Origin of the sequence: uncultured Methanobrevibacter sp., from assembly GCF_946184425.1 — an archaeon.
Classification (GTDB): Archaea; Methanobacteriota; Methanobacteria; order Methanobacteriales; family Methanobacteriaceae; genus Methanocatella.
The window spans coordinates 70,175-97,140 of record NZ_CAMHFP010000001.1 but is presented as its reverse complement, the minus strand read 5'-3'; the positions used below and the strand labels follow the sequence as shown (position 1 = coordinate 97,140).

Below are 26,966 nucleotides of genomic sequence, written 5' to 3'. Positions count from 1 at the left end.
CTTTAAAAATTCAAATTTTAATTATCAAATAAAATATCTAATAGATTTTTTCCAATTTAAAAATAAAGATATTCAAAGAAAACTAATGAAAAAATAGCAAAAAATAACATCCAAAATCTTCGAGATGAAAAAAAATAAAAAAAGAAGATTATTTTTTAAATCTTCTTATCGGAGTTAATCCGATCATCAACAATAAAAGCAATACAAGTATCGGATTACCTGTTGCATACTCAGACAGCATGACACCAGCACCAGCATGTTTACCTTCACTGCTGTGATTGTCCGGACCGTCAGGCTGAGAGAATAGAACTTCAATATCAGTTATATTGTCATTCGCAGCATACTTTTCATCACCAGAATAGAATGCTAAAATATTGTGGTCTCCTCTGGTCAGGCCAGGAATTACAAATACTGCAATACCATTGTCTACATTGGCAGTATATTGTTTTCCGTCAATTGTAATGGTTACAGTTCCTGTAGCGTCACTTGGAACATGAACAATTACTGTTGCATCTTCACCTTCCTTAATGTCATCAGCTTCAGCTTTAATAGGAGCTTTAACTTTATTGACAGTGAAACTTACAGGAGCAGAACTTTTCAGGTATTTGTCATCACCTTCATATGTTACTGTTGCAGAATATTTTCCAGCAGGAAGCTCTGGAATTATTATCTTAGCTTTGCCATTGATAATTTTTCCATAATATCCTACACCACCAATAGTAATTATAACTTTACCTGTTGCATCTGACGGAACAGTTACAATGATTACCTCATCTTTTCCAACAGTGATATCCTTTCCAACTGCAGAAATACTTGAAGGGACTTTTGAGACAACAAACTGACCTGTGGTATAGTTGTCATTATATGAATCGTCACCGGAGTATTTTACAGCAACAGTTTTATTTCCAAATGCTAAATTTGGAACTTTGAATATTGCTTTTCCATTATCAACATCTGTTGTGTACTCTTTTCCGTTGATTTCAATTGTCACTTTACCTGTTGCTTTTTCAGGAAGTGTTACTGTGACTATTTCAACATCACCTACATTAATGTCTTCAACTTCAACACTTATTGGAGTCTCATATTTTGGAATATTCACAACCAACTGTGTAGAGTTGGATGAATAATCATTGTTGCCGGAATAATCAACTGTTATATCATGTTTTCCAGGAGTAGTGTTTTCAAGTGTAATAATGGCTTTGCCGTCTTTTACCTCCGCAGTGTATGTTTCATTTCCAACTTTTACAGTAACGTTTCCGGTTGCATCTTCAGGTACGGTTACAACAATAGTTCCGTTGCCCTGATCAACCACATCCATAGGTGTTGTTGCTTTGGATACTGTAAATATTGTAGTGTTTACTGCAGGCAGGTATTTTTGATCACCATTATACATTACACTTACTGTATATTCCCCTTTAGGAAGTCCAGATATTACAAGTTCACCATTTCCTCCACTTATGGCCACATTATATTTCGCACCTTCTGAGTATACTGCACCAAGCACTCCAGTGTCTAAATTGAAGTTGTATGCTTCTCCATCAATGACGACAGTAACGTTTCCAGTTGCATCTTCAGGAACTAAGAGACGAATGTTTTCATTTTCGCCAACCTGAATATTATAAGCAATAGGAATAACGAATGATTCAAGTTTGGATACTTTAACAGTTGTAGTATTTGAACAAGATAAGTATTTATCATCACCAGTGTAAGTTAATGTTACATTATACTCCCCAGCAGGTAAACGTGGAATTTCAGCGGTTCCTTTGCCACCAGTAACGTTTAGATAGTATCCTATACCATCAATATCTATCAGCACCTGTCCTGTTGCATCACTTGGAACTTCTACAGTTATTGTTACATTTTCACCAACATTGATATCTTTGATTAAAACTGTTAGTTTTGAATCAACTTTACCTACATCAAACTGTTCAGATGTGTAGTTTTCTTCGTATTTTTCATCACCATTATAGACTGCAAATACAGATTTGTTGCCCGCAGTAAGACCTTCAATTTCAAATGTTGCAACACCTTCAATGACTTTTTCAGTGTATTTTTTACCGTCAATTTCAATTGTTACATTACCTTCGCTGTCTTCTGCAACAGTTACTTTAACTACTGCTTTATCTCCAACTTTAATGTTTTCTACATCAATGCTTATTGGAGTTGAGCGTTTTGAAACATCAACAGTTGCATTTGCAGTTGCGTTATTGTGGGTATCGTCACCGGAATAGACTACTTCAATTTCATGTGTTCCAGGAGTTACATTATCTAAAGTTACAACAGCAGTGCCGTTGATGACTTCAGCGGTGTAGTTTTGACCGTCGACAGTTACAGTCACATTACCTGTAGCGTTGTCGCCTACTACAACTACAATTGTTCCGTTACCTTGATCAATGACTTTTACATCAGAATCTACCTTAGGCTGGTCAATTGTGAAGTTTGAAATTGTGTAGTTAGATGCATAATTATCATCACCTGAATATTCTACAATTACTGTCTTGTCACCAGGTGTTAAATTATCAACAGTTACAACAGCCTTACCGTTTTCAATAGTGCCAGGATATTCATGACCGTCGATAGTTACAGTCACATTACCTGTAGCATTTTCAGGAACAGTTACAGTGATTGTAGCTGTCTGACCGTCTTTTGTGACATTTACATCAACAGGAGCATCATATTTAGGTCCGACTACTGTAGCGTTAGCAGTTGTAGCATTGTGAGTATCATCACCTGAGTAAACAACTGTAATGTTTTGCTCGCCTGGAGTAATGTTATCTAAAGTAACGACAGCAGTGCCGTTAACAACAGTAGCATTGTATTCCTTGTCTCCAACCTTAATGGTTACGTTACCGGTAGCGTTGTCACCTACAACAACCACAACAGTTCCGTTACCTTGATCAATGACTCTTACATCCGGAGTGACCTTAGCAGGTTCAACAGTTACCTTTGAAACTGAGTAATTGCCGTTATAGTTATCATCTCCAATATATTCCACAGCAATAGTATGATTGCCTGCAGATACATTTTCAACAGTTACAACAGCTTTACCGTTTTCAATAGTTCCAGTGTAGTTTTGACCACCGACATTAACAATGACATCACCAGTAGCGTTTTGAGGCACTTCAACAGTTATTGTGAACGGTTCACCTTCTTTAGCTTCGCCAACAGTAACATTAATACCAGTATCATACTTAGGAGCTGTGATATTGGCTGTTTCAGTTGCATTGGTATGAGTATCGTCACCGGAGTAGATTACCTCAACTTCATGAACTCCAGGAGTTTCATTGCCAATGTTTACAATTGCAGTTCCATTGATTACAGTAGCGTTGTAAGTATTGTTTCCAACTTTAACAGTAACATTACCAGTAGCATTATCACCAACAACAATTACCACAGTTCCATTGCCCTGATCAATTACAACAGGTTCAACATCTGATTTGCCTGCTTCTTTTGTGAAGTTTGAAATGGTGTAATTGCCTGAGTAATTGTCATCACCTGAATACTCAACCACAACAGTGTGGTTTCCAGGAGCTATGTTATCTACATATACTGTTGCTTTACCATCCTCTTTGACTTCTGTGACATATTCCTTACCACCTACATTTACTGTTACATTACCAGTTGCATTAGTTGGAACTTCCACATTAACAACAACAGTACCATTTTCAAGTTCAGTTACTGTTACATCCACATCTGAATCATATTTAGGAGTAGTGACAGTGGCATTTGCAGTAGCATTAGTATGATTACCATCACCTGAATAGATTACTTCAATGTCATGAATACCTGGAGTTTCATTATTAATATTAACAATAGCAGTACCGTTAATCACAGTAGCATTATAAATATTATCTCCCACTTTAACAGTAACATTACCAGTAGCATTATCACCAACAACAATTACCACAGTACCATTTCCTAAATCAACCACATTCATGTCAGGTTCAACTTTTCCAGGAGATACTGTGAAGTTAGATAATGTATAATTAGCAGAGTAGTTTGAATCTCCACTGTATTCTACTATCAGTGTCTTGTCTCCGGCAGTTAGGTTTTCAATAGTTATGATAGCTTTTCCGCCTGTAATGTTATCTGTTGTGTATGTTTTACCGTCGAGAGTTACAATTATTGTGCCAGTTGCATTGATTGGAACTTCGACAGTTACAGTTGCATTGCCACCCGCTTTAGCTTCAGTTACTGTTACATTCATCTGAGTGTCGTATTTTGGAACAGTTATTGTAGCATTTGTTGTAACTGTATTGTTGCCATCAGTGTAGATTACAGTAATGTTATTGACGCCAGGAGTCATGTTTTCAAGAGTGATTGTTACACTACCATTGTCAATTATTACGGTCTTGTTTGTTCCGTTTGGAAGAACAACAGTAACGTTTCCAGTTACGTTTTCAGGCACTGTTACAACTACTGTTGTGCTGTTTACAACTGTAGTTACAGGCAATTGTTTTTCTGCCTTGGTCACATTGAATGTTACATCCAATTCTGTGCCTTTGTAGTTTTTATCGTCTGCAAATACTACATGAACTTCTTTTTCACCGACTGTGAGTTTACCCATTTGAATAATTGAATTTACATTACCAGAGTATGTTTCACCGTCAACAGTGATTGTTACTTGTCCTTTGTAGTCATTCGGAACAACAATTATAAATGTTGAGTTCATCGCATCAGTTACGTTAACTGCTAAAACTGTTGGTTTTAAGTTGATTTGAGTTACATTGAATGTAGTGTCGTTTGTTTGAACAGTGTAGTTTTCATCACCTTCATAGGTCACATTTACAGTGTATTTATCAACATCCAATCCAGTTACATTGAATACTGCGACTCCTTTATCGATTTTTGTAGTGTAGTTTTTATTAGCAACTGTTATTGTTACATAACCTGTTTGAGCAATAGGAACTTCCACTGTAATTTGAGCCATTTCATTGTATGGAGTGTCTTTAACAGTCACATTTACCATAGCTTCGTGTTTATCTACAGTGAATGTGTATGATTCAGATGAGCTTTCGTAATTGTTATCTCCAGGATAGTATACTACAACAGTGTGTTTTCCAACAGTTAATTTTGTTTTATCAATGATTATTCTATTGTTTTCCAATTCTTTATCGTTTATTATTTGATCATCAATATATACAACAGGTTTACCTGTACAGGACACAGTAATATTGATTTTTGCATCACCACCAGCAGATAATCCGCTAGGAGTTACATTGATTTCAATGTGTGATTGTGCTTTTTTGATGAAGAATTTATAGGACGCATTTGCATTTAAGTTGTAGTCATCACTGCTTGTGAATGTTACATTAGCCTCTTTAAGACCTGCATTTAATCCATCCAATTCAATTACAGTCAAGCCATTGGTAATTTCTTTAGTGTAGGTTTTATCTCCTACTTTAATTTCAATGGTTCCATTAGCTTTTCCGGATACTTTAACAGTAGCTGTAGCATTGTTTGGATAAGTTGTATCTGTTATTGTTACATTTATAGTAGGTTCAACAGCTGAAACTGTGAATGTTGGCTCGATAACTTTAATGTTATAATTATTATCACCATAGAATGTTACTGTAGCCTGTTTAGCACCTTTTAAGAGTTGTTCCATTTCAATAAATGTTTTTACAGTTCCATTATATATTTTACCGTCAACTTCAATGCTCACATTTCCATTAAAGTCATTCAATACTGATACGATAAATGAAATGTTTTCGTTAACTGTTACGTTTTGAGCAATTACTGAAGCGGTTAAGTTTGCTTTGGAAATATTGAAGTATGTGGAGTTTTCTTTAATTCCGTAAGTTCCATCACCTAAGTAAGTCACATTTACTTTATATCTTCCCGCTTTCAAGTCAGTTGCGTTGAATGTAGCAATTCCGTCTTTAATTTCCAGAACAACATCAATGTCTGTTCCGTTAACTACGACTCTTACATATCCTTTTTGGACTTTAGGAACTTTAACAGTAATTACAGAATCATTTCCATAGACAACAGTAGTTGCAGAGACATTTACTAAAGCATCTTTAAGGCTAACCGTATTGTTTGTTGCATTGAAAGCGCTTGTGAAGTTTGCATCACCGCTGTAGATTGCAACAACAGTGTTGTTTCCATTTAAGAGCACATTTTCCAATATTGCCCTACCGTTGTCTACTTCTTTTGAGTATTTTTTACCGTTGATGTAGAATGTTACATTTCCGGTTGCTCCAGGAGTAACGGTTGCGATTACATTCTGGTTTTCCTGAGTAATTACAATTGTTGATTTTGCTTTGACAATGTGGAATTTTACATTTTCTGTTGCATTAAAGTTATATTTGTCATCATCTGAAGCTGTGAAGTTAACTAAAGCATCTTTTACGCCTGCAGATAATCCTTTCAAGTCAATTGTAGCAACACCGTTTGTAACTGTTCCGTTGAATACTTTTCCGTCAACAGTAATGTTAATTGTACCATTTGCATAATCAGATACATTAACGACAGCTATTGATTTGGTTGGGTAAGTTACATCATCAATAGTGACATTAATGGTTGGAGTTACTCTTGAGACTTTGAATTCAACTTCAACAGACTTATTACCGTAATTGCTATCACCATAGAATGTTGCATTAGCCATGTAAGTTCCAGCAGGCAATTTATCAATGCCAATTAATGATTTTACATCATCGTCATAATAGCTTACACCACCAATGGTAATGTTAACTTTTCCACTAAAGTCATCAGTTATATTGACCACAAAGCTTGGATTTTCTTTGACAGTGACATTTTGACCAATTACATCAACGCCCAGATTACTATTCTTTGTAATGTTGAAGTAAGTGTGATTTGTAGCCACATCATAAGTTTCATCACCCAAATAGGTTACATTTACAATGTATTTGCCGATTCCTAAACCTGTTGCATTGAATTTAGCTTCACCATTTACGATTTTAACAGTTACATTCACAAGAGTATCGTTTACTGTGATTGTTACATATCCTGTTTGCGCTTTAGGAACTTTAACGGTTATCTCAGTTGGAACGCCGTAAGTTTCATTAGTTGCAGATGCATTTACCAAAGCTGTGTTTTTAGCAATTGTAATGTTTTTAGAGCCTTTTGATGAAGTGAAGTTGATGTCTCCATTATAGATTGCTACAATTGAATTGTTTCCAATTGTTAAGTTATTCTTATCCAATAAAGCAACATTATTTACAAGATCAACTGTGTAGTTTCTTCCGTTTACAAAGAATGTTACTGTTCCGGTTGCATTTGTAGTGACAGTAGCTTTTACATCACCATTCACATCATGAGTTATAGTTGTGGTTGATGCTGCTTTTTCAACAAGGAAGTTTGTTGAATTTGTTTTTGTCACATACCTGCTGTCACCAGTGTAGTTTGCAGTTACTGTGTGAAGGCCACCTGAAATATTGTTCAATGTCAAAGTACCGACACCACCATCATTTATTGTGACTGTGTGGTTTAGGCCATCTATTGTCAGATTTAGTTTTTTGCCTTCAACATCAATTGGCAATGTGACTGTAAATATTGTGTTTTGACCGTATTGATGTGCTTCAACATTTAGTTTTAATGTCCAGTCATCAGTTGCTAAAACATTGAATTTAGTTCCATTATTGTAGTTCAATGCATAAACACCGTCTCCAGGATATGTTACATTGACCACATATTGTCCAGGAGCGTTTAGAACCGTATTGTTTACATTTAAAATAGCCAATCCATTATTGACAGTGACATTTTCATATTTTGTATTATTTACATAAACTGTTAAATTTTCACTAACACCCATAGGTAAGACTACGTAAATAGTAGCATTTCCACCAAGTTTTACATTATTAACTTTTACTGTAATATTATAATCATCGGTTTCACTGACAATGAATAGAATATCAGTGTGGTTTCCATTAAATATGTCATCACCAAGATAGGTTACAGTTCCCCTATATGTTCCATTAGGAAGTCCTACAATATTGAACTGAGCTCCACCCGTGGAGTTCACTTTTTGATAATATGAATCACCATTACTTAATGATAATTCAACAAATCCTCTTGCGGATTCATTAAGCTGAACTGTAATTGTTTCAACTTGGCCCACTTTAATTGAAGTTGTTGGAGTTGCATGAATGGTAGTGTTTAAGCAATATATTTCAAATGAAGTTTGATTCATATTAAACGCATAGTATTCATTTGCTTCAAGCACTACACCTGCAGAGTGTATTCCGACTGTAGTATAGTTTTCTTTTGTTAAATTAAATTCACCTACGTAATTTTCACCTTTTTTGATTGTAGGAACTACAATTACTTTATCTTTACCATGTAAATTGAATCTGACTGTTCCGTTGGAGTTTGTAGTTATGGTTACTGTTGCATTTTCCCCATAGGCAACACTGTTAATATGAACTATTAACCAAGAGTTACGCAAGTTGGTTAAAAATGAAGTTTCATTTTGAGCTCCCAAATGATGGTCATCCTCATCATATGTTGCAGTTACCTTATGGGTTCCTTCAGCAAGATTATTTAAATTCCATTCAGCTGTGGCAACTAACCATTTTGCAACGCCATTTAAAACATCAGCATCATATTCTGCAGTTCCCATCTTAAAGTGGACTTTACCTGAAAGTGTGTAATTGCTTGTATATTTAGGAGTTATTGTAGCAGTAATTACAACTCTATCACCATCAGGGTCACCAGTATGTGTCAGTTCAATTTTGATAGGCATTTTAACGTTTATTGTACCTGATCTGTTTGTACATTTAGCCAGTCCAATGTCGCTTCCATAAATTATGAAATTGGCCTGATAATATGTGTTTGTCTTGAACTGATTATAGGACATGTTGAAATATCCTCCCATACTCTCATTGTTCCATGTTTTCAGATTTTTAACTGAAATGATTGAATTGTTGTTGTCATCAGTAATGTTGGCAAAGAATGTGAATGTTGAATTCCAGGTTACATCCCATGTATCATTTGCCAAAATGTCCATGTAGGTTTGTGTGTGGATTATTCCATTGTTGAATATCAGATAATCAAAGTTATTTCTCTCCAGATACAAGTCACCGTCGTTCCAAATGGAATATTTTGTTTTTTCCACTCCTAAAGTAGAGTTGTCCTCTAAATATGGAAGGGATTTGTTTGGGTCATCTGCTGTAATATTATTACGAGTTAAAGTTACATTAGCGCCTTTTGCAATTCCAATTGAATTGAATGAATTGGTGAATGTGGAATTGATGACTCTTGATATTCCTGAGTTGAAATATATTGCAGAGGCATTATCCTCATCCACATGAGTGTCATTGAATTTTACAGTATCGATTGTGACATTTCCATCGACATACATTCCACCACCACGGTCCCATGATGCCCATGTGTAGTTGATTAATGAATTTTTAACTGTTGCATTAATATTAGACAGGTAAAGTGTTCCTCCTTTATAGTTAGCACCTGAATCGTTGAAAGTGGCTTTATTAATTGTTACATTATCAGAGTTAACCCATGCAATGGATCCTCCGTTTCTAAATGCAGTTTCATCATGAGTTATAATATTATAGATCAATGAATCATTACAGTTATCAGCGGAAATTGATCCACCTGACAAGTGTGCTTCGTTGGATTCGAAACTTGAATCTTTTACTGTGATGTTTTTAGAGTTTTCCCAGTATATTGCACCGCCTTCACCATAAGGAACACCCTGTGGATCGATACGAATTCCAACAACATTATATTTGAAATGAATATTTGTAATGTTGGCATTATCAGAGGTGAATCCTGCTATTGCACCACCGTAATCTCTAGCAGAGCATGAAGTGAAGTTTGAATCAAGAATTGTTACATTATTCCCTCTTAAAACAAGTGCTCCACCATTGGTTAGGGAGTTACATTCAGTGAATGAGACATTTTTAATTGTCATGTTGTCTGATTTATCATCAACATATATTGCACCGGCATTTATGGAGATACATTTATTGAATGTTGTGTTCATTACAGTACCATTGTTTCCAATCCAGTCAATGGCTCCACCACGGCCTTCAATAGCATTTGAAATATAGTTTTCATCGAAAGAACAGTTATCCACAATACAATTGTCACTTCCAGGACCTACATAGATTGCTCCACCACTATAGTCTGCAGTGTTGTTTGTGAATGTGTAATTGTTAATGTGAATATTACTTACACCTAACCATGCAAGTGCCGCACCTGATTTGGTTGCATGGTTTTTAACGAATGTGTTGTTTTCACCGAATCCTCCGGTAGCGCCTTTTTCTCTGCATAATGCTGCACCAAACTCAGCTGTGTTTGTAACGAATTTGGTATGTGTAAGGTTTACTAAAGTTGCATTACAATCAATTGCCCCACCATTTTTGGAAGCAAAGTTGTCTTTAAATATCAGGTGTGAAAGTTCACTTCCACTTGATGCACCGTTCAGATATAAAGCACCACCGTATACTGCTTCATTATCAGTGAAATTAGTGTATTTGATTTCACCTTTCTGTGCAAGCCAGTCAACAGCTCCACCACGGTTTCCTGCCTTATTGCTTTCAAAGTCAGAATCGAAGACCACATTAGTAGTACCTACACCACCTACATAAACAGCACCCCCGTTGTTTCCTGCTGTGTTGTTGTAGAATTTAGTTTTATTTAATCTGACACCGGATGCTTCCAAGTTAATTGCACCACCATCATGGAAGGCATTGTTCTTTTTGAATGTTACATCTGTAATGTTTGTGTGGCCTGAAGCACTGCCTACATGAATTGCTCCCCCATCATATGCATTGTTGTTTGTGAAATTGGAGTTTATGATTTTGTTATTGTCTGAATCGATGTCAATAGCACCACCATGACCTGCAGCGGCATTGGTTACATTGTTATCCTTAAAGTTACAGTGATTTATTGTGAAATTGTCACTGCCGACACTGGCATAAATAGCACCACCCATCTCATCGGCATAGTTTCCTGTGAAATTATAGTAATCAATAGTGATATTTTTCACGTTCAACCATGCAAGAGCCGCACCTGCAATTCCTGCATGATTATATTTGAATTCATTGTGATGACCTGAACCGTTTGTAGCGCCCTGTTCCCTACATAATGCTGCACCGTATGCACCTGCATAGTTGGATTCGAACAATGTATATGTAAGGTTCATTTTAGTTGAGTTACAGTCTATTGCACCACCGTTTCCAAGAGCATTGTTGTCTGTGAAGATTGCATGAGTAATGTTGGTATTGTTTGAAACACCGTTAAGGTATATTGCACCACCATTGATAGCTGAATTTAAAGTGAAGTTAGTGTATTCTATATGACCAGCATATGCTCTCCAATAGACAGCTCCACCATTATTGTATGCAACATTGGATGTGAAATTTGAATTATAAATCTTATTGGTTGTACCTACACCACCAACATAGATACCACCACCATTGCGATGAGCAACATTCCATACGAATTTAGTGCCGTTTAATGTTACACCGGATGCCTGAAGGTTAATAGCTCCACCATCCACTTCTGCAGTGTTATCTCTAAATGTTGTATCTGCAATATGAGTACTACCTGATTTACTACCTACAAATATTGCACCACCATAGAATGCATTGTTGTTGGTGAAGTTTGAGTTTGTAACGTTTGTATTGTCTGCAACTATATCAATAGCTCCTCCATGACCCCCTGTTTCATTAGTAATGTTGTTTCCAACAAACACTGAACCGTTAATACCAGAGTTGTCACTTCCATTACCTATAAATATTGCTGCACCGCTTGCATTTGCAGTGTTGTAGTAGAACTTGTAGTCATTGATATGGATTCCTGTTACGTTTAACCATGCAAGAGCCGCACCGGCAATATCTGCATGATTGTATTTGAATGTGTTGTTTTTACCTGATCCCCCAGTAGCACCGGATTCCCTGCATAATGCCGCACCGTATTCTCCCGCATAGTTTGAAATGAATTGGGTGTTGTAAAGCTGACCTCCTGTTGCGTTCCAGTCAATAGCACCACCGTTTCTGGTAGCGTTGTTCTGCTTGAATATTACATTTTCAATCCTACTGTCTGGAGATGATCCTCCAATGTATACTGCTCCACCGTACTCAGCAAGGTTTCCTGTAAAATTGGATTTCTCTATACGGCCAGCAGTCGAATTCCAATTCACAGCACCACCACGAACTGTAGCATTGTTGTACATGAACACTGCTGAATAGACATAGTTATTGTCACCGGTTCCTCCTGCAAATATTGCACCACCGTTTCCAGCTGTATTTTCCCTGAAATAACTGTTATTTACTGCTACGGAAGATGCTACCAAGTCAATAGCTCCACCTAAAGTGATGGCATTATTACCTATGAATCCGGAATTAGTGATGTTAATGTGTCCTGCATCATCTTTGTTAGGGTCTTTTCCAACATATATTGCACCACCAGTATAAGCATTGTTGTTTGTGAATGTTGAGTTTAAGATTCTACCGGTGTCTGCGTACCATTCAATAGCACCACCATGTCCTTCACTCAGACTGGTTACATTGTTTCCTACGAATGTGGAATTGAAAACTGTACAGTTGGTACTTCCAATACCTACATAGATTGCACCACCACTGAAGCCTGCAGTGTTATCTTTGAATTTATAAGTGTCAATGTAGATGTTTTCTGCTCTCATCCAGGCAAGGGCTGCTCCGGCATTAGTAGCGTGATTTGAGATGAATGTATTGTTTTTACCGGAACCTCCAGTTGCACTGATTTCCCTACATAAAGCAGATCCGTTTTCAGCACGGTTCAATTGGAATGTAGTGTTGTAAAGACGCATGTTTGAAGCGTTACACTCTATAGCACCACCGTTTTTAGTAGCATTGTTAGTTGAGAATATGTTATTGGTGACATTACAGTCTGTAGCAGTTGAATTGAAGTATATTCCTCCACCGTATTCTGCAAAATTATTTGAAACAACAGAGTTATTTATTACACCGTTTTTACCGGCCCAGAATATAGCTCCACCTTTCCGGATACCGTCACCATATGCTTTAGTTTTTCCAGTATGCACAAAGTTGTCATTGTAAATTCCACTGGTATTACCGTTAATAAGCCTTACATCATTTATAATTACATTCTCTCCGGTAATATTAAATATTCTTGCATATGCTAACGCATCGATACTGTATCCATTACCCTTAATTGTAATTGTATCGGTGATATTCATACACCAGTCATCCGGATCTTGGACTTTACCTTCCCAATCTTCCACTGCTGTGAAAATATAATCTCTTGTCAGATTAACGATTTTATTGCCGCTAATAGCTTCATCGATTAACCTCTGAAGAATTTTGAAATCCCCTCTTTCAAAGGTATCGGCAGTTCTAAAGCTGGATTTGGCTTCTTTGTAGAGATAAGCACTATCTTCAAAACCTACAGTCACATTATATTCAGTGTCACGTGTTAAATTTACCCTGGTACTTACAACAAATCCTGCGGTTCTGAAATAATCTACATAATCCTGATATGAATCCAATATTATCTGTGTGACTAACGCATCATCTTTAGTGATATTAATAACAAGTGTGAAATCATGACCGTTTGGATCTTTTGGACGGGACACTATTACAGTACCAAGTACAGTATCGGTAGCACTGCTAGCAGTCATTGCCAATATATAATCTTCATTATCCTTAAAGTAACAGTCATCAATCCTTTTTACATAAGTAGAACCTGCACTACTTTTCATAGTAAGTGTAGTTCTGCCTGCACTAATGTCACCTTCACCATCAAATTTATTATAATCCCTATATATTACTGTATCATCACTACCTGTATCATCAACAACAACATAGTATATTGCACCACCATTATGAGATGCTATATTATTGGTGAAAGTGGAATTATGAATTGATACAATAGTACCTGCAGAACCTGCATAATAGAAAGCTCCCCCATTATATGCATAAGAGTCATTGAATGTTGAATCATAGAAGTATATGTAAATATAACTTCCCACATAAACGGCACCACCATATCTTGTAGCATTACACCCTTCGAAAGTACAGTTGGTTACTTTATGATAATTGGTATTGAAATACAATGCACCACCATCATATGTAGAGGTGGAGTTGGCGATATTGGAATCATATATGTCAATATTTTCGCCTGATATATACATCCCACCACCATTCTGAGCAGATGCATTAATGATATTGATTAACCTTAAAGTACCCTGACTTTCAAGCCAGTATATGGCACCACCATTAGCAGAGGAAGTGGAATTTATAATAGTTACATTATACATATTACCGCCGGTAGGACGGGAACCTCCATACATGTAACCCCAGTATATAGCACCACCATTACCCTTTGCTGAGGAATTAATAATGGTTGCATTGGCAAATACAGAATTACTGTCCCATACCGCAACAGCACCACCTACTAATCCTGCACTGGAATTGATAATAGTAATGTTCTCAAATATGGTATTGGTAGACCATTTGATAGCTAATGAACCTCCTTTCTGTGAGGAACAGTTGATGAAAGTGATATTTTTCAATTTACTATCGATAGCATTGAAATACATACCTCCACCCCAGACATCGGATTTTGTTGCAGTTGTGGTACAGTTAATAAAAGTACAATTTTCAAAGTAGAAATATTTTCCTCTCTGGTTGTGTGAAAATGCTCCTCCTTCCTGCAGCGCATGATTATCAATAAAGTCTACATTGTAGATGTAGAAATAGTTAAATGAATTATCATTTCCGCTGTCAAAACGGATAGCTCCACCACGACCGTTGCTTCCATAGGTAGCATGGTTTGAGATAAAGGAAGAATTTAATAAATGTACATTTGTAGTTTTAGTATTGAAATGGATTGCTCCACCGAATTGGCCAACAACATAATTGCTTTTAAAAGTATTGTTAAACATCATCAAATCAGTTGGACTTTCAAAGAACAATGCTCCACCACTACCTGCATAATTACTTTCAAATTTTGAATTATTTATTGTTAGATTTACTGAATTTTGAGAAGTGATAGCACCGCCATGACCTTTTTGGGCATGATTTCCTATAAAAGTACAGTTATTTATTACTGAATTTACAGAAGCACTACCTACTTCAATAGCTCCACCACCATAAACATTAGAGTTGTATGTTGCAGAATTATCTGTGAATCTTGAATTGTTTATTAATGCTTTTTTACCGGTTATATAAATAGCTCCAGCACGACCTAAATTGGTAGCAGAATTTGAGGTAAAAGAACAGTTATCAACAGTTAATTCATCAACTGAACAGGATATTGCCCCGGCTAATGTATATGCTTCATTTGAAGTGAAAGTACAATTTTTTATTAAAGTACCCGCACCACTACTTGCAATATGAATTGCCCCACCATCAGAGGATGAAGCTTTATTATTCTTAAATACGGAATTTGTAATTTTTAAATTGGCAACATTATTTCTAAGTCTTATAGCTCCACCGCCCAAAGAAGTTGCAGTATTGCCGTCAAAAGTACAGTTTGTTATGTTAACAATATTATCATAACTGTATCCTAGTGACAATGCTGCAGAGGTAGGTGCCTTATTGTTTAAAAAGGTACAGTTTTGAATCAGCAGTGTGGATCCAGGATTCACACCATAAAACTCTACAGCACCAAAACCTTGATTCTGATTACCTGAATTACTGTAAGCATTTGCAAATATGATATTCTTTAATACAACTGCACCTACTGTACCTGAATGGTCATGGCCATCATAACCAATTGCAAATATTCTTGCCAGATTGTTTCCGTCAATTGTATATCCATGTCCGTCTATTGTTATTGCCTTTGTAAAGCTTATTCCGTTAACATAAGCGGAATCACTAGACGTATAAGTATAATTCATTTCCAAATCGATTGTAGCTGAATTATCCCCATTTATTTTTTCATTCAACTGCGTAAATGATCCTCCACCCGTCTTTAAAATATCTTCTCCAGATATCGAGCTGAGTGATAAATCATTACTTGCTCCAACAACTTCCTCATCGGAAGTCGCCAATGTCTTATTTGTATCATCCGCATTAACATCGGCAGCTGAAACTGCAGATATTGTGAACGCAAGACATAATATTAAACATATCAATAAAATTTTTTTACAGTTCATAAACATTAATCTCCAATATTTTAATATGTAATATATATTTTCACACAATATTTGTCTAAAATTGATATATATTTTAGATAAACATACTATATAATTATTACTATATCAAAAAATTTTGAAAAATATAAAATTTTATTCATAATTTAGAAAAAATTATAAATTTTATTCAAAAATAAATTTTTAATATAAAAAAATATACTAATATTATATAATATTAAAAATTGAATGAAATAATTAAATGAGAACCAATATTAATAGAAAATAATAGACAAATTACAGAGTTACAGAAAAAATATACAGTATATATTGCCCTTTTTCATTACAACCATTTAAATCAATTAAAATCTGTAATTTATCCAAAATTAGGTAAAAATTAAGAAAATAAACATATATTCCATCACTCCAATTTAATGATGAAAAATAAGCTATTTAAAACATATAAATATGAAATAAAGACCATTTTAAAGAAATAATGAAAATTATATTGTAAATTTATACAATAACTTAAAGTAAATTATTTTTTAATATTGGCTAAAATTTTTTTACAACTACAATATCCAAGATGGTTAGAAGTCAAGTGTCCATCTGTCGATCAAACTACACTCCCCCAAATTGAATCACAAAATAAAACAAAAGATGCTTCAAAAAAAAACTGAGCAAATATTTAAAAAAATGGAAATATTGAAATCAATAAATAATCACTGAATTTATTAAACATAATTTCCATTGAAAAATATATTGTATACAAAAATGTAAACTATTTTCGATATCTCCTTGGCCTAATTAGCCCAATCAGAGCACAAATCAACAGTATAATCCAAACAGGATTACCAGTTGCATAATCTGACAAGTTAACCCTCTCTGAAGAGAGTTTACCATAAGATTTACCCTCATGTGTTGCACCAGACCCCTTATCAAAATCAACATTTATCATGAATGATTCTGATACCTCATCATATTTATCGTCTCCGGAATATGCGACAAAAATGCTATAGTCCCCATGTTTTAAACCTGAAAGTTCGAATACTGCTTTTCCATCTTTAACTGATTTTGTGTAAACCTTACCGTCAATCTCGATTGTTACAGTTCCTGTTGCATCACTTGGAAGAGTTACAGTGAATTTTTTACCATCAAAATCAATGTTGTCATCAGTTAGCTTGATTTTCTCTTTGGATACTTTGGATACTTTAAATGATCCTTCTGCTTCAGCAGGCAAGTATTTATCATCACCTGAATAGTAAATGTCAAATTTATATTTTCCAGCTTTAAGTTTAGGAATTGTGAATGACACTTCACCATTTCTTAAAGATTTGGTGTATGATTTGCCGTTTATCATGATTGTTACATCACCTGTTGCATCTTCAGGATATTTGATATTGATTATTTCATCATCACCCTCATTGATATCTGAAAGAATGACAGAAACATCTCCCACATCAGCCCTAACATGGAATACTGCACTTGTATTAACACTTGTGTAATTTTCATTGCCTTTATAGACTGCAAATGCATTATGAGCGCCTAAAGGCAAATTAATCAGATTCCATGTTGCCTTACCATCATAGTTTAATGTATTTCCTAAAGCTAAAACATCAGTGGTTTTGACACCATCCTCCAATGGAATCTCAATTGTTAACCCATCAACAGTGATTAATACAGTTCCAGGAGCATTGACTGTAACGTTCAATACTTCAATTTCGCCTTCTTTAATGTCAACTACTTCAATTTTAATTTCAGGTGTTAATTTTGCTACATTGAAACTTGCATGTGTTGAATTTGGCTTGTATTTATTGTCTCCGCTGAATGTTACATCAACATCGTAGTCTCCTCCCGCAAGACTATCGTATTCAAATACTATCTGCCCATCATAAACCGGAAGATCATTGTATGTTTCACCACAGACTGTAACGTTTACAGTTCCGTTGCTGTCTTTTGGAGCTTTAACTGTTATAACAATAGCTTCACCGTAAGTGATGTCTTTAACGTCGATTTCAATTGGAGAATCTCTCTGTATAACAGTTACATTTTCACATGTGAAATTGTTATCTGAACTATTTAAGTCTTTTTCAAGAGCCCCAACAGATACTGTATTCTTAACTTCCCCTGCAGATATTGCTTTAACGGTTAATGTTAAAGTAGCACTGGTTGAAGAGTTTAAGTTACCGACATGCCATACTCCTTCACTTTCACTGTAATATCCGTATTCTGTATCAGCTGATATGAATTTGAGTGATTTTGAAAGTTTTTCAGAGACTTTTACTTCTGTTGCATTACCTAAACCTGCATTATAAACCACAATTGTGTATGTGATCTCCTCATCCACATAAACTTCTCTTGCATTTGCTGATTTGACAATATTAAGGTCAACTCCAGGACATATTTCAAAGGAAGTCCTGTTTGCGGATTTAAAGTAGTTGTTTGTTTCAGGATAGTCTAATTCAACCTCATATACTCCGAAGTCAAGTTCAGGAATTTCAAATTCAGCACAGCCGCTTTCATTGACTTTAACTTCATAAGTTTTGCCGTTTAAGTTGATTGAAATTGTATTGGTCTCATTTTCAGGAACTTTTATAATCATTTTTCCTTTTTCGCCGTAAGTGTAGTTTTCAATTGTTGGAATTATGAATGAAGCGATTTTCATAACTTTAAATGTTGTTGAGTTAATTGCCGGGAAGAAATCTTCACTGCCAGTGTATTTAACTGTCACATTATATGTTCCGCAAGGCAAACTGGTTAAGACAATTTGAGGGGTTTTGCCATCCTCTAAAGTGAAATTGCCTATTTCAGCACCATTCAGCAATACTGTAACGTTTCCGGAAGGTACTGTTTCATTTTGCCGGTCAACAATACTGATGACAAATGATTCATTTTCAAGATAGTATATATCAGTAGCCGGAATAATTGCATAAGCTAATTTTTTGGATGTTGAATTTTCAATTCCAGTGTAATAATTATCATCCGGATGGAATACTAATTCATATAATTTATCGGAACTTGAAGCATATTTAAATCTAGCCATACCTGAAATATTTGTTTTGACTGTTTTGCCGGTGAGAAGATTGTTCTGCCTGTCATAAATATAAAATGTTATGTCCTGATAATCCTCATACCGTGTTTGATAAATATTATCATAATCGCCAGGTTTTACGTCTTCTGCAAGTACAACAGGAACTCTACGTTCACTGCCAGTGTTTGTAACACCGTCAATACCCCAGTAAGTTACATTGGTAAGGCCGATTGTTCCGTCATTCCATATTGCATTGAGTAAATTGTCATTACCCCTAAGTGTTACTATAACATCAATTGTTTGATTATTATTAGTTTTTGTTACGTTTAAGACTAAATCCTGGGAATCTGCCTTGTTGTTGAGCAATACGGAGTCGATAATTTCAAGATTATTTTTTGCAAGATAAATAGCTGAACCTTTACTTGCAACATTTCCTGTCAGTATGCAGTCTGTTAAAATTTCATTTGACTGGGATTTCCAGTATATTGCTCCACCTTGTTTTGCTGAGTTATTAGTGAAGTTATCGCCTTTAAATGTTGTGAAGAGATTGTCTCTTAAAAATATTGCTCCACCCTGTTTTTCTGCATCATTTTTAACGAAATTACAGTCAATTACATAACCTATATCACCGATCCATGATACAGCTCCACCTGATCCGCCCAATACTTTATTTCCGTCAGTGTCAATATATTTATGAACTCCTCTTGCATCTTCATCAACAAGACCTAAAGCTTTGTTATCTGTGAAATTGCATGATTTTACTGTACCGTTGTGACCGTACCAGAATACTGCTCCTCCATTTCTCAAAGCAGTATTGTTGATTAAGTTTGAATTGGAAAGTCTGCCGTTGACAGCACCTTCCTGGAAGTCAACAGCACCACCGTTAAGTCCGGCAAAGTTATTTTCAAACAATCCGTTGTCGATAGTTACATTGTTGCAGTGACCTTCACTTCCGTCATCGCTTCCTTTTAAGAACACTGCCCCGCCTGAGTAAGCAGCACGGTTGTCTTTGAATTTTGAACCTTTGATGATTCCGTTTTGGCCAACCCAAAGGACAGCACCACCATCTCCACCACCGTTTTTATCAGTAACGTTACCTAAAGCTCTGTTTTCAGTGAATTTTGAGTTTTTAATTGTACCATTGATTCCGCTCCAGTAAATTGCACCACCTGATCTTTTTGCTGTGTTGTTTATGAAAGTTGCATTAACTACAAGACCGTCATGAGCACCAGCATGCCAATCAATAGCACCCCCGTTAGTACCGGCAACATTATCCTCAAACAGAACATCCCTGAAAGTAGTATTATAATTACCGTGATTACATGGTTCAATGTAAACAGCACCACCACGACCCCCAACATCATAATCAGGATTTTTCACAGCCACATTATCAGTGAAAACACATTTCACAACAGTACCATTAATTCCAGCCCAGAACATAGCACCACCATCACCAACATTACCATAAGACCCAGGACGTAAACCACGAGCAGTATTATTACTAAATACAGAATCAAATATTACACCATCATGACCTCTCCAATAAACAGCACCACCATTAGCACCGGCAGCATTATCCTCAAAAATGGAATTAAAAATCCTACCATCACTGGCACCCTCATGCCAATCAACAGCACCACCATTAGTACCAGCAACATTACGAGCAAACAGACAATCATCAAAAGTAGTATTAGTACAGTTACCTACATCACTACCCTGCAAGTAAACAGCCCCACCACGTTTTGCAGCTTCATTATCCGTAAATATAGAGTTCACGACAACACCTTTAGATCCGGTCCACATTACGGCACCACCATAACCGCCAGAAGTGATATTTCCATAAGAATCAGTATAATTAACAATACCTAATGCAGAATTGTTGATGAACAATGAATCTTTAATAGTACCATTTGTACCAAACCAGAACACCGCACCGGCAGACCGGTTAGCCACATTATTTTCAAAAGTGGAATTAATAATTGCACCGTCATGCGCTCCACGGTTGAAATCTATAGCACCACCGTTGATTCCTGCAGTGTTGTTAATGAATTTATCGTTTTTGAATGTGGTGAATGCATTGTCTCTTAAATAGATTGCACCGCCCAATCTTGCAGCAGTGTTATCAATAAATTCAGAGTCATCAACTGAACCTATATCACCAATCCAGGATATAGCTCCGCCAGAACCTCCTAGAACTTTATTACCGTTTTCATCAATATATTTATGGACGCCTCTTGCATCCTCATCTACAAGACCTAATGCTTCATTTTCAATGAATATAGAATGTGTTACAGTACCGTTATGACCATACCAGAATATTGCTCCGCCATTTCTTAAAGCTGCGTTATTTATGAATGTTGCATTGGACAGTTTTCCGTTAATAGCACCTTCCTGGAAGTCAACAGCACCACCATTAAGACCGGCGAAGTTGTTTTCAAATAATGCATCATAAATTGATACATTGTCACAGTGTTCGTCACTGCCGTCATCACTTCCTTTTAGGAATATTGCTCCACCAGAGTAAGCAGCAACGTTATTTAAGAATTTAACATCATTCAAACTACCTTCATGACCTACCCAAAGGACAGCTCCACCATCTCCACCACCATTGGCATCTGTTATTTCGCCTAAAGCAGAGTTGTTGATGAAAGTGGAATTTTTAACAGTACCGTTTATACCACTCCAGTATACAGCGCCTCCAGAACGTCCTGCAGTATTATCTATAAAAGTGGAATTAGCCACAAGACCGTTTATTGCTCCATGATACCAATCGACGGCACCACCATTGAATCCTGCAGTGTTATTGATGAAAACAGAGTTTGTGAATGATGTATCTATACAGTGTCCCACATCACTTCCCTGGAGATAAACAGCTCCACCACGCCCTCCAGATTTGGTAGCTTCATTATATTGAGCATAGTTATCTTCAAATATACAATTATCTACATTTCCCAAAGCACCAGTCCACATTACAGCACCACCATAACCCCCATAAGTGACATTTCCATAGGAATCAGTATAATTAACAATACCTAAAGCTTTGTTGTTGGTGAAATTTGAGTTTTTGATTACACCATTAGTACCAAACCAGAATACTGCTCCTGCAGACCTGTTAGCCACATTATTTTCAAAAGTGGAATTAATAATTGCACCGTTACTTGCTCCTCTGTTAAAGTCTATAGCACCACCATTGATTCCCGCAGTATTGTTGATGAAATGGCTATTTTGGAATTTGACTCCTGTGTTTTCACGCAGGCATATTGCACCTCCAAGTTTTTGAGCACTGTTGTTTATGAAATTTGAATTGTCAACTTCACCATATGAGCCAATCCAATAAATGGAACCACCATTTCCATTATAAGCATCACATTCTATGAAGTTAGATTCAAAAATCAGTACATTATCCCCATCAACGAAAATGGCTCCACCATCAGTGACTGCAGTACAATTAAGGAAATCAGTGTATAATATTTGAACATCCCTTCCTTCAATGTCAATAGCGCCTCCCTGAGTGGAAGTACAGTTTATGAATTTTGATGATTCAAATGTTGTGTATTCACCGAAACGAATGAATATCGCCCCACCCAATCTGGTAGTCTCGACATTTTCAAAGGTAGTGTTTAACACATATGTATGATCTCCGAAGATATATAACGCTCCACCATCATATGTCGCATTGGAATCCAAAATAGTGGAATTGATAAGATATGTGTTTGAACCTGCAACAAACATTACCCCACCATTACGGGCATGACAGTTGAGGAAATTGGAATTGGTAACATTAGCATGGTTCCCTTCAATTGCAATAGCTCCTGCAGAACTTGCTCCACCATCCAGATTGAAGTAATCTGGAGCAGTAGTATTGGTGAAATTTGATTTATCGATGTTTACATATTCACCCAAAATATAAACAGCACCACCAGAACCTCCTTTTTCAGCGACGGTCATGAAGAAAGTGGATGAAGTAATGTTTACATTATCACCATATACGAAAATTGCGCCTCCAAAGCCAGCATATGGATTATTTCTTGAACTTGCGTTTGTGTATGCAAATGAACTGTTTATAATACTCACATCATGACCTTCAATATAGATTGCTCCACCACTGTCAACACACCAGCTGTACATCAGATTATTATTCAAAATGGCAGCATCATGACCTGAAATGTAAATTACTCCTCCATTATTTGCAAAACTGCGAATGAAAGTAGAATCTTCGACACTGGCTAAATTACCTTCTAAAAATATTGCTCCACCGTTTCCGTTGAATGCCTGTGTTTTATCGAAATCACAGTTTTTGACAGTTGTGTTATAACCCGCAACATAAATTGCACCACCATCACCTTTGGATGCAATACATATGCTTATATTACCGTTTAAAATATCCACTTCATCACCGGCAATATAAATGGCACCACCTTCATTAGTTGCATTGGACATGGAAATGGTGAAATCTTTAATTAATGTATTATCACCTGCTATGTAGAATGCACCACCATTATTAGTGGCAAAACTGTGAATTGAACTGAAACCTTCCACAGTAGTATCTGAACCATTGATATACATGATTGCTCCTTCATACGCAGTACACATGTCAAAGGAACAGTTAAGGATTTTAGTTCCATTACCCTGAATTTCAATTGATCCTCCACGACCATTTTCAGTATTTACACGATTTTGAACAAATTTAGATTTTGAGACAGTTGCATTTAAACCTGCAATATAAAGTGCTCCACCATGGCAATCGTCACCTATGCATCTTGTGAAGTTAGATGATTCAATATTAACATTGTTTCCAGACACATATAATGCCCCACCGTAATTGGTGGCATTGCTTAAGGAAACATCAAAGCTGGAAACATTCACATAATCTCCAGCCACATAAATAGCTCCACCGTTATTAGTTGCATAGCTCATAGTGCAGGAATATCCACTTATCAATACATAAGAACCATTTACATAAATTACACCACCTTCATATGCATTGCACATCACAAATGTGGAATTTAAAATCCGAGTATAGTTACCTTGAATATTAATTGATCCACCACGACCATTATTAGCATTTACTCTATTTTGTGTAAAGCAGGAGTTAGTAATTGTAGTGTATAATCCGACTACACATAAAGCTCCCCCATCTTTATTGTATGAGATACATTTAGTGAAGTTGGAATTTCTGATGTTTGCGAAGTTACCTTCAACATAAATTGCACCACCATAATTAGTGGCATTAGTCAGAGACATGTCAAAATCAGCAATTGTAGCATTATCTCCTTTAATATAAATTGCACCACCATCATTAGCGGCTAAACTCCTAATACATGAATAACCATCAATCAATGCATGAGAACCATCAATATAGACCACACCACCATCATAAGCAGTACACATGTCAAAAGTACAATTCAATATTTTAGTGTAATTTCCCTCAATATCAATGGATCCTCCACGACCATTTTCAGTGTTAACCCTATTTTGAATGAATTTTGAATTGGATAAAGTAGTGTTCAAACCGGACACATACAACGCACCGCCATCATGATTGTAAGCGATGCAACGGGTTAAATTGGAATTTCTGATGTTTGCAAAGTTTCCTGAAACATACACTGCACCGCCACAATTGGTGGCATTGGTCATGGATATATCAAAATCAGTAATTGTCGCATAATCACCCGCAACATAAATTGCACCACCGTTATTGTATGCCAAACTGTGAATACATACATATCCGTCAACGAGTGCATTTGAACCTTTAACATAAAGAACTCCTCCATCATATGCATTACACATGTCAAAGGTACAGTTTAAAATCTTAGTACCATTACCCTGAACATTAATTGAACCTCCATGGGATTCGCCTTGTGCCCTGTTTTGAACAAAGGAGGACCTTGAAATTGTGGTATTCGCACCTTCAACGTAAATCGCACCGCCATCCCCAGAATATACAATAGCTTTGGATATTCGATTATTGTCAAGTTTCGCAAAGTCACCTGCAACATATACAGCTCCACCAAGGTGAGAAGCATTGTTAAGAGAAATATTGGAGTTGGATACAGTTACATTATTACCCTTAATATAGAATGAACCTCCGTTTACCGCATAGCTGTGAATACCTGTGCACTCATCAATTGTAACATCATTACCACTAATGTATACAAAACCTCCTTCAAAAGCAGAACATCTGTCAAAGTCACATTGGGTAATTTTTGCATTATCACCCTGAACATTGATTGAAGCACCCTGGCCGACACCGAAGTTGACTCTGTTCATTGTGAAGTTACATTGATTAATAATAGTGTTTAAACCTGAAACGTATATTGCACCACCGTGTTGAGCAACTGCTGCACATTTATCGAATAAAGAATTGGTTATACTTGCATTATCACCATATACATATATTGCTCCACCTGACACAGTTGCATTAGATAACCTAAATACAGAATCATAGACACTTACATCAAAACCGGACAAACATATTGAACCACTACCCCCTGCAGCATTATTAGCTATACATGTTACCTTGTTAATGATTCCATAGTCACCTGCCCACATTAATGCACCACCATCATGTATTGCCCTATTGCCAATGAATGTTACATTATCAACTTCAGCATGATCGCCTTCGATGTAACCTCCACCACCGTCCAGACTAGCAGTACAATTGGTAATGATTGAGTTTCTCCAACCATGAGGATATATTGAATTTTGAGGTATTTCATCAGTATCGAAATTACTTGCACCGGCATATACCGCACCACCACTATGGTCTGCATGTTCATTGATAAAAGTACAACGATCAATGTCAACACCAACAGAAAGATACATACCTGCACCATTCTTAGCCCTATCACCTACAAATCTGGAATTGGTAACAGTACTGAGTTCACAGTTGCACCATAATGCACCACCATCAAAACCAGCTTCATTACTAACAAAGGATGATTTGTCTATAATACCAATAGTATTATCAATAGGAGAGATATCATCAGAGTATAAGTATATAGCCCCACCATAAGAAGCTGTATTTTGTGTAAAAGTAGATGAAGAAACAGTCAGCATGGTTCCGCTGGAATATATCGCACCCCCATTGACTGTTGCAGTATTGTTTGTAAAGTTGGAATTAATAATATCCAAATGATTACAATCAATTGCACTAAGTGCTCCGCCGTTACCTGATTTGGCATTGACAAAGTTAATGTTTTTCAATGTAATTTGGTTGCATCCGTTAATCCTGAATATGGCAGACTGACCGGCACCATCCAATGTGTGACCAGCACCATCAATAGTAATATCCTTATGGATAGTAATGCCCCCATTTTCATCACCATTCCCATAAGTGTAATTTCGATCAAGTACTATTGTTCCGCCAGAACTTGTCTTTTGGATTTTATCATTCAACTGTGCAAAAGTTCCGGATGAGTCTGATAAAATCTCATCATTATCGATTTTTATAGTGTTCAGGCTTTCCTGAATGGCTATTGTACCATTATCCATATCATCACTTGCAGATACAAATGGCAAAGCCAAAAAGAACACTAATAGTAAACATATTATTATTAATTTTTTCTTTTCGTTCATAAATATAACCACAATTATATATTCGATATAAAAAACACCGTTTCTGGTCGTTTATATTGATATTAATTTATAATTTAACTTACATATATGTTTTACTTTATTGTAAAATAGGTACAAAATTAAAATACGTTCATAATAATATAGATATGCTGAACAATTATAAAAATATGTAAAATATTATATACCATAGACTCATTTAATATACTAATATTAAAAATCACTCAATAAAAATTGTTAAAAATTGACTAAATCCAAAACAAATCAATAAAAAAAATATAGTTTGAAATAAAC

At 36.0% G+C, this 26,966-nt stretch carries 2 protein-coding genes; both read right to left on the bottom strand.

What is annotated here, in order from left to right; all coding sequences use genetic code 11:
* Positions 1-148: 148 nt before the first annotated feature.
* Complete coding sequence (locus tag Q0P94_RS00240) at positions 149-16,090, bottom strand: Ig-like domain repeat protein (protein WP_295112203.1); 15,942 nt, start codon at positions 16,088-16,090, stop codon at positions 149-151.
* Positions 16,091-16,847: 757 nt separating this feature from the next.
* On the bottom strand, positions 16,848-26,624 hold the full coding sequence (locus Q0P94_RS00235) for an Ig-like domain repeat protein (RefSeq protein ID WP_295112200.1): 9,777 nt from the start codon (positions 26,622-26,624) through the stop codon (positions 16,848-16,850).
* Positions 26,625-26,966 lie beyond the last annotated feature (342 nt).

What these genes read in the sequence shown, in the direction of transcription:
- Q0P94_RS00240 (WP_295112203.1), bottom strand. Translation starts at nt 16,090, where the DNA reads ATGAACTGTAAAAAAATTTTATTGATATGTTTAATATTATGTCTTGCG.